The organism is Komagataeibacter xylinus, assembly GCF_009834365.1.
In the GTDB taxonomy this organism is placed as follows: Bacteria; Pseudomonadota; Alphaproteobacteria; order Acetobacterales; family Acetobacteraceae; genus Komagataeibacter; species Komagataeibacter xylinus_D.
This window is the reverse complement of record NZ_CP041348.1, coordinates 746,031-761,047: the sequence shown is the minus strand read 5'-3', so window position 1 is coordinate 761,047 and position 15,017 is coordinate 746,031. Positions and strand designations below refer to the sequence as shown.

Below are 15,017 nucleotides of genomic sequence, written 5' to 3'. Positions count from 1 at the left end.
CTCCGCCGCTGTTTTCCGGGAACTGGCGAAGAAGGGGCGGTCCGGTCTATTCCGTCGGCTCGTAGATCAAACTGATCTTGAGGCTCGTTGTGGCTTGCAGGCAAGCATTGGTGACGTTTTCGATGCGGCTTTTGACACACTTAAAGTCGCGGGGAAGCGTGACGAGTATGTCTATCGGACGGCAATCAGTCACAAGATACTGATGGGCACCCACTCACTGCGTACTGCATCGATGCTCAATGAATTCAGGGCGGGATCATGCAAAGCTGACCTTGTTGTTTTGAACGGTACAGCGACCGTTTATGAGATAAAATCCGAACGGGATAGTTTGGTCCGTCTTGCTAACCAAGTCGAAAATTATAAACGTGTATTCGCGAAAGTTAACGTTATCGCGAGTGAAAGTCATGTAAACGGCGTCTTATCTACTGTTCCGTCAGACGTTGGTGTTATGTGCTTATCCAAACGCTACCAGATATCAACGGTGCGGGAAGCTCTGGATAGCCCTGAACGGGTTTGCCCTGCATCTGTATTCGAGTCACTTCGGGCTGCTGAAGCGACTTCGATTATTAAAGCGTTAGGACGTACTGTGCCAGATGTTCCTAACACTCGACGTCATGCTGTTTTACGAGAGCTTTTCATTGATCTCGATCCAGTGAGTGTGCATGCCGAAATGGTACGTGTTCTCAAGCGGACCCGTAATCTTGCGCCACTGAGTGAACTTGTCGAGCAGTTGCCGCAATCGTTGCAAGCTGCTGCCCTATCAATTCCCGTTCGCCGGACCGATCATGATCGGTTGGTAGAGGCCGTCAGAAGTCCGCTGGATGCGGCAATGGCATGGAGCTGAAGACCGCATGTATTATCCTTATTTTCGTGGAAAACAATTCGAACTGATTACTATTCGTGAAATGGCCACTTTAATGGCTGATAACAATTTCACTCCGATCATTGAACCCGTTAGAGAGGCGTTAGGGGGACTTGAAAAAACCCTCAAAGCAATTTGCTCTGCCGGTGGTCGTGCAATCGTTATTGTAAATCCTCATCACGGTGACCATCAAGAAGATGGTGCTAATATTAGTCAATTGCTCAAAGATGGTTATTCCTGTCATGAATCTATCGTTGCAGGAATCCTGTTGCGTAGTGACATGAATGTAGAAGATGTCCTTACGTGTTATTCATCTCACGCTGATCATCATCCAGTATTTATTCATGCTGGCTTTAGTGCACCTAAATTGCTGGTTGCGGATCTGGCAAGTGAAATGAAGAATATCAAGAATGTCTTCATTGAAGATCATGCTAAACTTCTTTATCGAAAGCATTTTGTTTCAAGTGATCGCGTTCTTGTGCAGGATGGTTTTAATCGTCAGAGGAATGCTGATTACCCAGAAATTGAGGAATTTTCTGATTTGCATGTGACATATTCAGATCTTGGTATGTCTGGCTTCGGAGATTTTTTGACGGTTGGTGATAGTTATAGTGAAAGCGGAGGCCCTGCGTATGCTGTTGCTCTCCATTTGACTTTTATAGATCCTGACCAAGATGATATGATGTATATTTATCATTTTGTGTCAGATACTAAAGATACTCCAACAGATCCTGCCGGAAAATTCGGGCAAGCACTTGATAAGCTAATCAAGAAACTTAATACGAAGAGATCAAAGCTACTCGAAACTAGTGCGATTAAGGAGTTTCGAGAACTACATGCGAAAGGTCATTTTCCAGGGCTGGGTTATGTAAAAAAACTCTCAATGAAACATCATATCGAGACCTTAGCAGCCTATCTCGGTTGAGGCGCGTATGGCTAAAAGATACTGTTGCCCTGAGTGTTTTGGTGACGTTGGGCTTCGTGGCAACATAATACCGTCACTCAAATCTAAGCAGGGTACATGTAGTTTTTGTGGCACGCTAAATGTACCTTTAGTCGAGCCATCGCAGCTTGCGGATGTTTTTGGGGCGCTCATTAACATCTATGAACGTAATGATGATGGCAAGCTTTTGGTTGAGTGGTTGAAGGATGATTGGAATCTCTTTGACCATCCAGCAATGGACGTGGCACATGCTAAAGAATTGCTCAGTGAAATTCTGGATGATGGCGAAATAGTCCGTCAATATTTTGCTCCTTCCGAGAGTTACATTAGCAAGGGTTTAGAGCAGTGGGAAAAACTTCGTGATGAAATGATGTATAGGAATCGTTGGTTTCTCGACGTGGAGATCGACCTTGATCAGTTGCGAGGACATTTGGCGTTGCTGATTGCGTCGAACTTGCCGCACCGCTGGTTTCGCTCCCGTATCTGTGTCGACGACGAAGATTATCCGATCGACCAGATGGGCGCGCCGCCACGTCGTAGGGCCTCGCACGGTCGTGCCAATCCTGCGGGTATCCCATATCTTTATCTTGGATCGCAACCAGGCACTGCAGTGGCAGAAGTCCGACCACATACCGGCGAAAATGCTTGTGTGGCTCAGTTTGACATTCCAAGTATTAAAGCTGTCGATTTGCGTAATCCACGTAAGCTTGTTTCGCCATTTATTTTGACCGACACTACTGATATCGGCCGGTTACGAGCTGCTCTCCCGTTTCTAGAGCGCCTTGGCGATGAACTGACCCGACCGGTGCTACCTCACGGTGCCGCTATTGATTATATTCCTAGTCAATACTTATGTGAGTTCATTAAGAAAAGCGGCTTTGATGGGGTCATTTATCGTAGTTCTGTGAGTGACGGATTCAATCTGGCGCTTTTCGATCCCGAGAAGGCTTCTTGTGGTTCGGTTGCACGCTACAATGTTTCTAAAGTGGCCGTTGATGTAAAACCGGTCAAAGAGGATTAGCGTATTTGTCATCTATCGAAAGACTGTATGAATTTTATTTTTGATTTATATAGAAAAAATCAAAGACTGTCGGTATCGGGGGCTGCGTGTCCCCGCAACCAGACTTACATCACCTAATAAAATACAAAAACCCGCCCCCAATGGCGGGGTTTTTGCGTTCAAAAGCCTACTCATTGGTCCTGTGGGTAACGGGAAATCCACGTTGGCACGTGAGTTCTTCGAATGCATCGGTATTTCTGTCTCAATGCGGAACGTGTCCATCATGAAGTCTCAGAAGACAGAAAGAAGAATAATATGCAGAATAAAATAATAATTGGAATTAATTTTACTGGAAAAACTGGAAAGCGACATAGGCCTCTGTGTTTTGTATGATGAAGACAATTCCAGAAACATCGCCAGATAACTATCTCTGGCATGGCATCGCTGAATATTCCATCAGCAGAGGGAACGGGTGATTAGGGCCTGTTAGGTCTTGAATGACGGAACGGATTGCATAGCTGTTTATGATGAGCATGATGCAGTCTGTCTTTTCCGATACCGCATGGTCCGTCTGGGAGCCTTTGATCGAGGAAGTCCGTCCGAAGGGCAAGACCCCACCAAAGAACCTTCGACGGACGATATCCGCGATTTTCTGGCGCCATCAGAACGGCGCGAAGTGGCGTGCCTTGCCATCAGAGTTTGGTCCCTGGTGGATTGCAGCACAGTTGTTCATTCGATGGTCGAAGCTCGGTGTGTGGCAGCGCCTCTTTGAAAAGGTCAAAGACAGGGATCAAGACCTCGGCATGGTCTTTCTTGATGGCACGACAATCCGTGCCCATCATAAGGCGGCCGGAGCGGCTAAAAAAGGGGGCACAGAGAACGCCGAAAGGATCGTGAGGCTCTTGGCCGCTCACGTGGAGGATTTGGCACCAAGGTCTGCGTAGCTGCGGACAGTCATGGCAGGGCACTGTCCTTCACGCTGGCACCCGGACAGGCACATGAATTACCGTGTGCCTACGCCCTGCTTGACGCTCTGCCATACCCACCAATCTATGTCGTCTGCGATCGTGGGTATGCCTCACATAAATTTCGTGAAGATCTTTGGAACCGTGGATCTCGCCCTGTCATCCCGCCAAGGAAGAATGATCCAGAAGTCGCCTGTCCCAAATGGGCTTACAGACACTGGCATCTGGTCGAAAACCTGTGGGCAAGGCTCAAGGAGTGGCGGGCTGTCGCGGATATGGTGGTGAAATCCATCCTTGTCGGCAGGAATGCTTCTCACGTCAGTCTCGATGACTGGATGCCATCGGTCGAGCATAAAAGGCTGGTGTTTGATATTTTAATGAACGCCAGGGTCAAGACTGATTTTCATGATGAAAATTGAGACGTGGATAAAAAAGCATCAATGAAAAAGCCCTGCTCTGGTGGAGGCACCATAAGCAAGGCTCCAGATTGATGAACCCAGTGCATGCATGGCGTCCTTACTCGCATGCCATGCTGTTCGTCCCGCAGCTCCTGACAATGCCCGTCTTGGTCATCTTCAAACATTCGTTCAGATATAGGCGCTGATTGCACTGCTTGCTGAACCGTTTGTACCTTCTCAGGTGTGGCGACAGGCGCAGGGCACGGTCCTTGTATTCTTCTGGTGGCGTGTGAGCCTTGACCTGTATGCCTAGGGCTTCGGGGATGTCATGTTGATTCCATGGGGGCAGGCGTTGACAGGGTTATATTTTCAATATAACGGGAGGGCAAATTGGTATAAAAAATACATATTCATAACCTGTTGATTTCATTGCAGGAAAGAAAAATTTCTAATGAATAATCATCATGTAATGGCAGGAAACCTGCTTGCCTGAACAGACAGTCATGGACGTAAAACCGTAAGGACCATCCCCCAATACGGTCCTGATCCACCCTTTTAAATAGCCTGCTCAAGGCCAGCACGGTACAGTTACGAGTTTCTATGATCTGGCGCGTTTTAAAATCTCCTCTCGTCTCTGGCCCGTTATTCGCCATACTCCTTGCGGTGGTCTGCCTGACCTATCTCTCCCCCGACCACCAGTTTTTCGTGGCGGTAGGAGGCGCGCTCCTGTTCTTCCTTGTTCGCCGACATGATGAACGCCGGTCGCGCTGTTTCCTGATGGTGCTGTCCATTGTGGTATCCGGGCGCTATCTGGTGTGGCGCTTTACTTCCACGCTTGATCTGGATGGCGTGTTGCAGACAATCCTGGTGCTGGCACTGGCAATTGGTGAAATCTATACCACCTGTCGGGTGGGCTTTACGTATTTTCAGCTCGCCTGGCCCCTGCGACGGCAGATTCACCCGCTGCCGGAGGATGAAAGCACCTGGCCGGTCATTGATGTCTATGTGCCGACCTATAACGAGGATATGTCGATCGTCCGCACCACGGTGCTGGGCTGCCTGTCCATGGACTGGCCGGCAGACAAGCTGAACGTTTATATTCTTGATGACGGGCGGCGGCGGTCGTTCCGTGATTTTGCCGAGCAGGTCGGGGCAGGCTACATCAACCGCGCAGAAAATGCCCACGCCAAAGCTGGCAACCTCAACCATGCCATCAAGGTGACAACGGGCGACATTATCGCGATCTTTGACTGCGACCATGTGCCCGTGCGCAGCTTCCTCAAGAAGACCGTGGGGTGGATGGTCGCCGACCCCAACCTCGCGCTGCTGCAGACACCGCATCACTTCTACTCCCCCGATCCGTTCCGCCGCAACATGAGCCGGGGCATGCAGGTGCCTCCCGAGAGCAACCTGTTCTATGGCCTTTTGCAGGATGGCAATGATTTCTGGAATGCCACTTTCTTCTGCGGGTCATGCGCCCTGCTGAGGCGCAAGGCCATCACCTCCATCGACGGCTTCGCCACTGAAACCGTAACGGAAGATGCCCACACTGCCCTGCGCATGCAGCGCAAGGGGTGGGGCACGGCCTATCTGCGCGAGCCGCTTGCAGCAGGCCTCGAGACGGAAACCCTCCTGCTGCAGGTCGGGCAGCGCGTGCGCTGGGCGCGCGGCATGATCCAGATGCTGCGGATCGACAATCCCATGCGCGGCCCTGGCCTGCGCCTGACGCAGCGCATCTGCTACATGGCGGCGGCAACGAATTACTTCTTCGCCATACCACGGATCATGTTCCTGATGGCCCCGCTGGCCTATCTGTTCCTGGGCGTGACCATGATCGCGGCCTCGCCCTATGAACTCGCGGTCTATGCCCTGCCGCATCTGTTTCATACCACCATGACCATGTCGCGGCTGCAGGGGCGGTGGCGCTATTCGTTCTGGAGCGAGATCTACGAATCCATGCTGGCACCCTTTCTGGTGCGCATGACGTTCGTGACCGTGGTGGCGCCGCACAAGGGTAAGTTCAACGTAACTGACAAGGGCGGCCTGCTCGACCGCGAGCGCTTTGACTGGCGGGCCTCCTATCCTGGCGTGATCATGGCCGTGATACTGGCAGTGGGACTGGTAAGCGGCATCTGGGCCGCGATCGCCCATTATCATGAAACGGTGGTGTTCCGCGCAATGGCCGTCAATTCGGTCTGGGTGCTGTTCAGCCTGATCATCGTGCTTGGGGGTGTCGCGGCCGCGCGTGAAACCCGCCAGCGCCGCCGCAACCACCGCATTGCGGCCAGCATTCCCTTTACCGTGGCAGCAGGTGGCGCGCAGGGTGTTGCGTGCCGCACGGTAGATGTGTCGATGGGCGGGTGTCTGCTTGACCTGCCGCCCACACTGCCCCTTGCCGTGGGCGATGAGTTGCGCCTGCACGGTACCCTTGCTGCTGGCCCGCTTACGCTGCGCGCCATCTGCATTGCCCGGCACGAGGGGCGTGCGCATGTTGCGTGGGTCATTCCGGACCTTGCAACCGAAAAGCAGGTTGTAGGGCTTGTGTTCGGTCGTGATGATGCCTGGGCGCAGTGGTCCGATTTCCCGCCTGACCGGCCCCTGCACAGTCTTTACCTGCTGCTGGTCAGCATCTGCGGGCTGTTCCGGCCCTATCCGCGCGCGCAGATGCAGGCATCTCCCTCGCCCGCCGCACCGCCTGATGCCGAACCGGACGAAAAGCTGCCTGCCCGGCAGCTGGTTATTTTGCCGCCGCACAGGTCAGGTGCTGGTGCATCCGGCCTGCCGCTGGCAATGGCGGCCCTGTTACTGTGCGGCCTGGCTGGTAGCGCGCGGGCTACGCCCGATGCACTGTCTGACATGGCGCCGGTGGAGGCCGCGGGCGAGTCCGTTGCCGCGGTGGATGATGCGCGCATGACCATGGTTGATGTGGACCGGGTCTCGCACCAGCCGCACACGTACACGCGCAGCCTTGCTGAGCTCGGGCAGGAAGACGACATGGTGCTGCGTGCCGATGCGCCGCTGCATGGGCTTGGCGTCAGGGTCGGGCGCGATGTCATCATTACAGGCGGCACGCTGACTCTTTCGGGCACCGCACATATGGGGCATGTGGCGGGGCCGGTTGCGGTGGCCGTCAGCGTCAACAATCAGGATATCGGCGTCATCTGCCCGGCGGCTGATGGCGCGTTCGGTCCCGTCAGCCTGCCGGTCAGTCCGTTGTTTTTTGACACGCGCAACAGGATCAATTTCCGCCTGTTCATGCGCCCGGCCACCGGCACTGCCGGTGTTGCGGCCTGCGGGCCGGGTGCCCGTGCCCCCGCGCCCGATACAGCGCGGGTGAGTGCCGCGGATGCCTCGATCACGATTACCCCGCACTCCACTCTTGCGCTGACCACGGTCAGCCTCATGCCCCATCGGCTGCTCTCGGCGCTGCCCTATCCGGTGCTGGACCCTGATGCGGCACAAATGCCGGTGGTCACCTTTGCCCTGCCTGATGTGTCGGACCCCGGCGTGCTGGCGGCTGCGGGCATGGTGGCCTCATGGTTCGGGGCAGACGGACAGGATCGCAGGATCAGTTTCAACGTGACGCCCGTCCTGCCCGCGCAGGGCAATGCGGTGCTCATCGCGCCCAACCAGCCGGGGCCGTGGGGTGCCGTGCCGCCGGGGCCGGAACTCGCGGTCATGCCCAACCCGCAGGATGGTTTCGGCACGATCCTCGTCGTGACCGGGCGCAGCATGGCCGATGTCACAACAGCAGCAAGGGCTCTGGTGCTGGGCGCGGAACATGATGCAGCGGGGTCTTTTGCGGCGGCACCCGTCGTGCACCCTCCTGCCCGCCAGCCCTATGATGCACCGGGTCTTGTGCGCACCGACCAGCCCGTGCCCCTGCGCGAACTGGTCTCGACGGCGGACCTGCGCACACATGGCCTGACATCGGGCATGCTCAGGGTGAAGCTGTCGCTGCCGCCAGACCTGCGTTCATGGCGCTCGCGGCCGTTCATGGCGCGGCTGCGGCTCATCGCGCCGGAAGGCGGTGTGCTGGAGCGGAAGAAATCCCATGTCAGCGTTATGCTGAACGACACATTCCTGCATGTCTATCCGCTGGTGCCGTGGTCGCTCAACCCGTTCCGTGTGGCGGGCGCGCCGGTGGAACATGACCTGGAACTGCCGGTATGGAGAATGGGGCAGCAGAACGAACTGCGGTTGTATTTTAATGTGTATCCCCGGCACATGACGCAGGCCGAGGCTGCAGCCTCGCCCGATGTGGTTGAACTCGACCCGTCCTCCACCATTGATTTTTCCAAGTCGCGGCATTTCGCGGTGCTGCCTGATGTGGCGCTGTTTGCCTCTTCAGCCTTTCCGTTTTCGCGCATGGCCGACCTGTCGGAAACGACCGTACTGCTGCCGCCCCATCCCGCTCCCGACACGGTCGCTGCCTTTGTGGACATGATGGGCCTTGCAGGTGCCATCAACCGCTATCCCGCCACCGGCGTGAGCGTGCGGACCACCGACATGCCGGTTGATGATACGATTACTGGCGATATCCTGATTTTTTCCACGCTTGACGGGCTGGGCAACGGACAGGCGGCGCTGGCGCGGGCCGGTTACGTGCGCGGGCCCTCGCTGTTGCAACGCCTGCGCATGCGGATGATGCACCCCGGCGCGCCTGCACCGACATATAACCTGACCGAAGGGGCGGTGGTGGCGGCGCAGTCGCCCTTTGTTGCGCACCGTTCCGTCGTGGCCGTGCTCGGCGGCGCGCCTGCTGCATTGCCCGCCATGGTGCGTGACCTGCGCGACCCGGCCCTGATGCAGCGCTTTCAGGGCGATATGGTGATCCGCCACGGGGCGCGGCTGGATAATTATCGCACGGGCGGACTCTATACCGTAGGCAACATGCCCGCTTGGATGCTGCCGGACTGGTATCTGGGCGGCCACCCGCTGCTGCTTTGCGGGCTGGGAGTTCTGGCCGCGCTGTGCGGCACCTCATGGGCCATGGCGGTGCTCGGCGCGCGCAGCAGGCGGCGCATTCTCAACAATGATCTGACGGGCGACCTGTGACCATGCATGATCGGCTTTTCGCGCCCTGTCGCATCCAGCTTCCGGCCTGTCGCGGTGCGGGGGCAGGGGCATGGGGCGGCCTTGTCCTGGCCGGGCTGTTCAGCCTGTGCGCGCCTGCCTGGGCGCAGGCGCCCGTGCGCTATGCCGAGGGCATTCTCAACGCGCAGATAGAAGAAGGCGCGTTCTGGATCCATCACGGCGATGACACCCATGCCCGGCACGCGCTTGAGCGCGCGCTACGCATCGAGCCGGACAATCTGGAAGCCCGCCTGATGCTGGGTGCCGTGCAGGTGCATGCCAATGACCTTGCGGGCGCGCGCGCCACCTTGCAGGCCCTGCAGGCGCAGGGCGGAGCGCAGGCACAGGTTGACGCCCTGCAGGGCTGGATCGGGCAGGGGGTGGTTGACCCGGTGGCGCTGTCGCGAGCACGCGCCCTGGCGGATGCGGGCAAGCATTTGCAGGCCACGCTGGCCTATCGTGGCATTTATCATGGCGGCCACCCGTTACCGGAAGCGGAGCTCGAATATGACCGTGTGCTGTCCGGCTCGATACTGGGCTGGGGGGAGGCTACGCAGCGCCTGCACGCGCTGGGCAGCCTGCTGCCGCATGATCTTGAAATCCGCATGGCGCTGGCGCAGGCCCTGAGCTACCGTCCGGGCACCCGCGCGGATGCGATCGAGGACATGCGCACACTCGCCACGTCTCCCGCCACGCCGGATTTCATTCGTGACGAGGCGACGCAGTCATGGCGCAAAACGCTGGAATGGATGGGCACCGACCCGCAGGCCGCCCCCTATTACCGCGAGTGGCTGACGCTCCACCCTGATGATACGGACATGGCCAGCCGCCTCAAGGTGCAGGAGGCCAACCGTGCGCTGGCCGAACATCTGGCGCTGGTGGGTACGGGCTACCATGCGCTGGCGAAAGGGGATCTGGATCAGGCGGAAAGTGATTTCCAGACCTCCATGCAGGGTATGCCCCCCCGCCCCGAGGCGCTGGAGGGGCTGGGCCTCGTGGCGCAGCGCCGGGGCGATGTAAAGGCCGCGCGCGCCTTTCTGGAGCAGGCGCGCGCCCTCACTCCTACTGACGAGGGCATCCGCACCGCCCTCGCGGGGCTGGATGCGCCGGGGGGCGACCCACAGCTTGCGCAACTGTGGGCGCTGGTAGGCCGCCACCAGTATGAGGAAGCCTGGGCCATGCTGGCCGCCGTGGAGAAAAACCATGGCCAGATTGTCGATACAGTGCGGGTACGCGCCATTATTGAACAGTCGCGCCACCGGCTTGCACAGGCCGAGGCAGGATGGCGGGCTGTGCTGCGGATGGCGCCCGGTGACATGGCCGCCATTGCCGCCCTGTCCGATGTGCTGATCGAGGAAGGCAGGCTTCACGAGGCCAAAGGCTGGGTCGCGCGCCTCAGGGCGGCGCATTACCCCGACGTGACCATCCTTGAAGCAGGCCTGCTCGGCGCCATGGCCGAGACCGAGCCAGATCCCGGCAAGCGGGCCGTGCTGCTTGAGCAGGCAGTGCGTGATGCCCCCCGCAATGGCTGGCTGCGCCTGCATCTGGCCCAGCTGTGGCTGGCGCAGGGGCAGGCCACGCGCGCCCGGGCACTGATGACGCCCCCGTGCAATCCTGTGCCCGCAACCGATGAGAACCTGCAGGCCTGCTTCAGCTTCGCCCTGCTGGATCAGGACATGCCGCGCGCCGATGCGCTGCTTGCCCGCCTGCCGCGCGCGGACATTACCACTGCTATGGCCGATGGCGTGGCGCAGGTCAGGCTGTGGCACCAGATCCGCATGCTGCCCGCCGATGACGCACAGGCCATCCCGCTGCTTGCAGCCATGCCTGTCTTGCCCGACCCCGAAGGCACGCAGGCGCGGCTGGTAGTGGATGCGCTGCTCAGGCGCCATGCGCCCGTGGCAGTGGCGCAAGGCGTGCTGCAACGCGCCCTTGCGGGCAGCGCGGGGCATGTGAGCGTGAACCAGAGTCTGTCCTATGCCGGACTGTTCATGCAGATAGACGACCCCGTAGCGGCGCAGCATGTGCTCGACGGCCTGCCCACCATCATTCAGGGCAGGCCTCTTACGCCCAGGCAGGCCCGTGATCTGAGCGACATGCAGCGCAGTCTCACAATCGCGCAGGCGGACCGAGATGATCTGGACGGCCACCCCGATGCCGCCCGCCGCCTGCTCGACCCCCTTGTGGCGCAGAACCCCAACGATGCCGGTCTGCTGCTGGCGCGTGGCCGTGTCGATGCCGCCCGCAGGCTACCCGGCAGTGCCGTGACATATGACCGAAGGGCGCTGGCCCAGCGCCCCGATGACAGGATGGGCCAGGCCGCCCTTGCGCGTGACAGCCTGGCCAGCGGTGATGAACGCGCGGCACGTGACATGGCCCGCACCTTGCAGGCCACTCACCCGCACTGGGGCGATACGTGGGAGATCCAGGCCGAGATTGATGGCCTGACCGGCCACGACCGCCGCCGCCTGCATGACGTGCAGCGCGCCCGCGTGCTCGACTGCACGCCCCGGCCTGATGAGGATGACACTACCGGCCACGGCACGCGCATTGACGCAGGCTGCATGCCACAGCGCGTGCAGGCGACGGATGAATGGCCCGATATCAGCACGAATTTCGTGCCCGGCATGGGCGCTGGCATGCCGGAGATCTATCATTATGATCCACATCTGACCCCCGTGCAGGCGCTGGACCGGCAGGCCGATTACCTGTCGCGCACGCTGGGGCCGCAGGCGGATGGCAACCTCGAAATCCGCGACCGTTCGGGCCAGCCGGGGCTGGGCCACATGACGGTGGTCAATATTCCCATGACCGCCATCATGTCGTTCTCGTCCACGCAGCACCAGTTTGCCTTTTCGGTCATGCCCAGCGTGCTCATGTCGGGCGATCCGCTGGCCTCAGGCACCACGGCGCAGCAATATGGCAGTGTGGCGACCAATGGCGTGCGACCGGGCTTTCATGTGCCGGCCGCCGTGGCGGGGGTGGCGCTGTCAGCGCATTACCAGTGGCGGTGGCTTGCGGCCGATGTCGGCTCGACGCCGCTGGGCTTCACCACGACCAATGTGCTGGGTGGCATCGAACTGACACCGCACCTGACCCAAAACCTGACCCTGCGCCTGACAGGCGAGCGCCGTGCGGTGACCGACAGCCTTCTGGCCTATTCCGGCGCACGTGATCCCGGCACGGGGCAGGTCTGGGGCGGGGTAACGCGCAACCGCGGGCATGGACAGCTGGAATGGGCGCAGCCGGGCTATAACCTGTATGCTGGCGGTGGTTATGCAGTGATGCAGGGCACCCATACAGTAGCCAACCACGAGAGCGAGGCTGGTGCTGGAGGGGCCGCCCTTGTCTGGCACCGCCATGATGCGCATCACGTGCGGCTGGGGCTGGATCTTGTGTATTTCGGGTATAAGCGCAACACGTATTTCTTCACCTGGGGGCAGGGGGGATACTTCTCGCCGCATGCCTTCATGGCCGCCCTGGTGCCGGTAACCTATGACGGGCATGCGGGAAGGTGGACCTGGCTGTTCAAGGGTGAGGCGGGCTACCAGCACTATACCGAGCATGCCACGGCCATGTTCCCCATGGGGGAAGGCGGGATGGCGGCGCGCGAGCAGTATGCGGGTCAGTCCACTGGCGGGCTGGCAGGTAACGTGCTGGCGCGGGCGGTCTATCAACTGACACCTTCCCTGCGGCTGGGGGCGGAAGGGGGCTATTCGCGTTCAGGTAGCTGGGATGAAGTGCATGGCATGCTCATGCTGCATTACGCACCGGGGTGATGAATATTGCATGCATGGAGTCCATGCAGCCTGATACTTGCGGCTGGACTTTTGATGATTTCTGGCACCGCGCAGGCTGCTGATCTGTGCCCTGATGCCAGAGCCGCTTACACGCAACTGACCGGCCCTTATGGGGGGGTACCTTCCGTGCCGCCGGTTGCGGACCTGCCCTGCCCGCAGCAGGTTCAGGCCATGCGTATCCTCCCGGAATGCGTGGGAAATGCGCCGGCACCCGCCAGTGGTGCTTTTGATCAGAATGCCGCCATGATGGAGTGTGACAGTCATCTCAGGAAGGATGTCATGTCATCTGGTGTTGCAGGCCATTAGGCTTTTGTAACGGGATAATATCTTCATCCGCCCTGTTGGCATGGGGCGGGTGCCGTTACGGCCGGATCTAGAGCTTCTGCCGCATTTGCTCGCGGATCTGGTTGCACTGTTTGGTAAAGACGCTGGCCTGCGATGCGGTCATGAAATTGATGATGAAGGCCCCGATCAACGAACAGAATGACAGGCCGATGACGAATTTTCCGGTCACGCTGATGCTGGCATCATAATATTCCGCTGAATACCACAGCAGGAAAAGACTGAGTGCTGCGCCAATAAAGCCCAGAATGCCGGTGGAATGGATAAGGGAATCTTCCTCGTTACTGAACGATGAGGATTCTTTCCACAGCAGGTAAAGCTTCTGGTTCATTTCATCGACCTGGCAGTCATGCTCAAGCTGGGCGGCGGAGGTCACCTTTCCCGGTGCCGAGCGGTGCATGTCGAGTTCCTGCTGGGCCTTGGCAAAAACGCGCCGACGTTCCTTTATGGCGGGCAGGCTGATATCCACAAAGCTGAGAATAGCTACATTCAGGCCCGCCGATAACTGCACGACAGCCTGAAAATCACCCCACGTCTGACTCACGCGGCTTCTCCCTTATCCTCACATGCCTGTTATCACGATAGCGCAGGAACGTGCTGCGCAGGAGATTATAAAAATGAACGGCAGGGCTGCATCTGCGCCGGTTACGCTCCCTGCAGCGGTTTCATTCCGTGTGACCGATCCCGGGTCGGTTTTCCGCCGGGAATTTTACGCTCCGCCCAATTCGGGGCAGTTCAGGAAACAGGATCACACGGGATGGCATTCCCTGATTGATCGAAGCATCCGATAGTCATGCAACCCATGGTTGATCGAAAGCGGTCATTATGATATGCTGCGTTGATGTATCGCCTCCTTCTGACCCAATCCGCAGCCGCGCGGGTTCGACACGACCTTCGTGCGTTCAAGACCGGATTAAAGCGCCGTGCGGGGCAGGGATATCGGCTCACCTGTTGCACCGCCAACAGATCGCATTGGCTAATGCGGTGGGCGTCCGTCCGATGAGGCACATCATACCTCGCAAACGTCACCTGGTGAGGGTTGGCTCTGGGTCATCTGACGAGCGGTAACACTCTCAATACGATGGTGTAACATTAATCGGGCACGAATTATTCAACCCGAATAAACTGTCCGAGGTATAGATTATGAAACTTATCATACAAATTCCATGTTTTAATGAATCTGAAACACTTGCAATCGCACTTGCAGCCCTGCCACGGCAAGTGCCTGGATTTGATACTGTAGAGTGGCTCGTTATTGATGACGGCAGCCAGGATAACACTGCGGAGGTTGCCAGGGCGAATGGTGTCGATCATGTTGTCAGGCATATAAGCAACAAGGGTCTTGCCCGCGCTTTTATGACGGGACTGGAGACAGGCCTGCGGCTTGGTGCGGATGTCATCGTCAATACCGATGCCGATAATCAGTACAGCGCCGATGACATTCCAAAGCTTACTCTGCCCGTTACACAAAACCAGGCTGAGATTGTGATAGGGGCTCGCCCCATATCCACCATTGAACATTTCTCGCTTGTAAAGAAATCCCTGCAGAAATTAGGCAGCGGGGTCGTGCGAATGGCCAGTGGAGGGATCGAAGAACCGTTGGTTGATGCGCCTGGCTCGTGATTTCAGGG

General features: G+C 58.2%; 9 protein-coding genes and 1 pseudogene. 9 read left to right on the top strand and 1 reads right to left on the bottom strand.

All coding sequences use genetic code 11. The features are described 5' to 3' along the window. The first annotated feature begins 94 nt into the window (after window positions 1-94). From FMA36_RS03520 to FMA36_RS03490, 8 genes and pseudogenes are all read left to right on the top strand, one after another. Window positions 95-844 (top strand): sce7726 family protein, encoded by a 750-nt coding sequence (locus FMA36_RS03520; protein ID WP_240906465.1) that lies wholly within the window; start codon window positions 95-97, stop codon window positions 842-844. 7 nt (window positions 845-851) lie between these two features. Next, window positions 852-1,787 carry a sce7725 family protein gene (locus FMA36_RS03515; protein WP_159260866.1) on the top strand — a complete coding sequence of 312 codons (936 nt, stop codon included), beginning with the start codon at window positions 852-854 and terminating at the stop codon, window positions 1,785-1,787. 7 nt (window positions 1,788-1,794) lie between these two features. Continuing rightward, a complete protein-coding gene (locus FMA36_RS03510) occupies window positions 1,795-2,826 on the top strand; it encodes an RES family NAD+ phosphorylase (RefSeq protein WP_159260864.1) in 1,032 nt (343 codons plus the stop codon). Between the two features lie 515 nt (window positions 2,827-3,341). After that, window positions 3,342-4,066: pseudogene (locus FMA36_RS19425) on the top strand (IS5 family transposase); the annotation flags it as partial. After that, window positions 4,046-4,189, top strand: a complete 144-nt coding sequence (locus FMA36_RS19420) for a hypothetical protein (protein WP_167517987.1) — start codon at window positions 4,046-4,048, stop codon at window positions 4,187-4,189. The pseudogene FMA36_RS19425 and the gene FMA36_RS19420, both read left to right, overlap by 21 nt. A 579-nt stretch (window positions 4,190-4,768) precedes the next feature. After that, window positions 4,769-9,226: a UDP-forming cellulose synthase catalytic subunit gene (bcsA, locus tag FMA36_RS03500; RefSeq protein ID WP_159260862.1), complete on the top strand. Its 4,458-nt coding sequence runs from the start codon at window positions 4,769-4,771 to the stop codon at window positions 9,224-9,226. A 2-nt stretch (window positions 9,227-9,228) separates the two neighbouring features. Beyond that, window positions 9,229-13,023: a cellulose synthase subunit BcsC-related outer membrane protein gene (locus FMA36_RS03495; protein ID WP_159260860.1), complete on the top strand. Its 3,795-nt coding sequence runs from the start codon at window positions 9,229-9,231 to the stop codon at window positions 13,021-13,023. A gap of 54 nt (window positions 13,024-13,077) precedes the next feature. Continuing rightward, window positions 13,078-13,350, top strand: a complete 273-nt coding sequence (locus FMA36_RS03490; protein ID WP_159260859.1) for a hypothetical protein — start codon at window positions 13,078-13,080, stop codon at window positions 13,348-13,350. A 67-nt stretch (window positions 13,351-13,417) separates the two neighbouring features. Here the strand turns inward: FMA36_RS03490 and FMA36_RS03485 are convergent, their stop codons facing one another. Beyond that, window positions 13,418-13,930, bottom strand: coding sequence for a hypothetical protein (locus FMA36_RS03485; RefSeq protein WP_159260857.1), 513 nt, complete (start codon window positions 13,928-13,930; stop codon window positions 13,418-13,420). A 599-nt stretch (window positions 13,931-14,529) separates the two neighbouring features. On the opposite strand from FMA36_RS03485, the gene FMA36_RS03480 reads away from it, so the two are divergent. Beyond that, window positions 14,530-15,009: a glycosyltransferase family 2 protein gene (locus FMA36_RS03480; RefSeq protein WP_159260855.1), complete on the top strand. Its 480-nt coding sequence runs from the start codon at window positions 14,530-14,532 to the stop codon at window positions 15,007-15,009. The last annotated feature ends 8 nt before the right edge of the window (window positions 15,010-15,017 follow it).

Excerpts from the sequence above, each read along its gene's own strand:
- FMA36_RS03495 (WP_159260860.1), top strand. The coding sequence starts at position 9,229 with ATGCATGATCGGCTTTTCGCGCCCTGTCGCATCCAGCTTCCGGCCTGT.
- bcsA (WP_159260862.1), top strand. The coding sequence starts at position 4,769 with ATGATCTGGCGCGTTTTAAAATCTCCTCTCGTCTCTGGCCCGTTATTC.
- FMA36_RS03515 (WP_159260866.1), top strand. The coding sequence starts at position 852 with ATGTATTATCCTTATTTTCGTGGAAAACAATTCGAACTGATTACTATT.
- FMA36_RS19420 (WP_167517987.1), top strand. The coding sequence starts at position 4,046 with ATGGTGGTGAAATCCATCCTTGTCGGCAGGAATGCTTCTCACGTCAGT.
- FMA36_RS03490 (WP_159260859.1), top strand. The coding sequence starts at position 13,078 with ATGATTTCTGGCACCGCGCAGGCTGCTGATCTGTGCCCTGATGCCAGA.
- FMA36_RS03510 (WP_159260864.1), top strand. The coding sequence starts at position 1,795 with ATGGCTAAAAGATACTGTTGCCCTGAGTGTTTTGGTGACGTTGGGCTT.
- FMA36_RS03480 (WP_159260855.1), top strand. The coding sequence starts at position 14,530 with ATGAAACTTATCATACAAATTCCATGTTTTAATGAATCTGAAACACTT.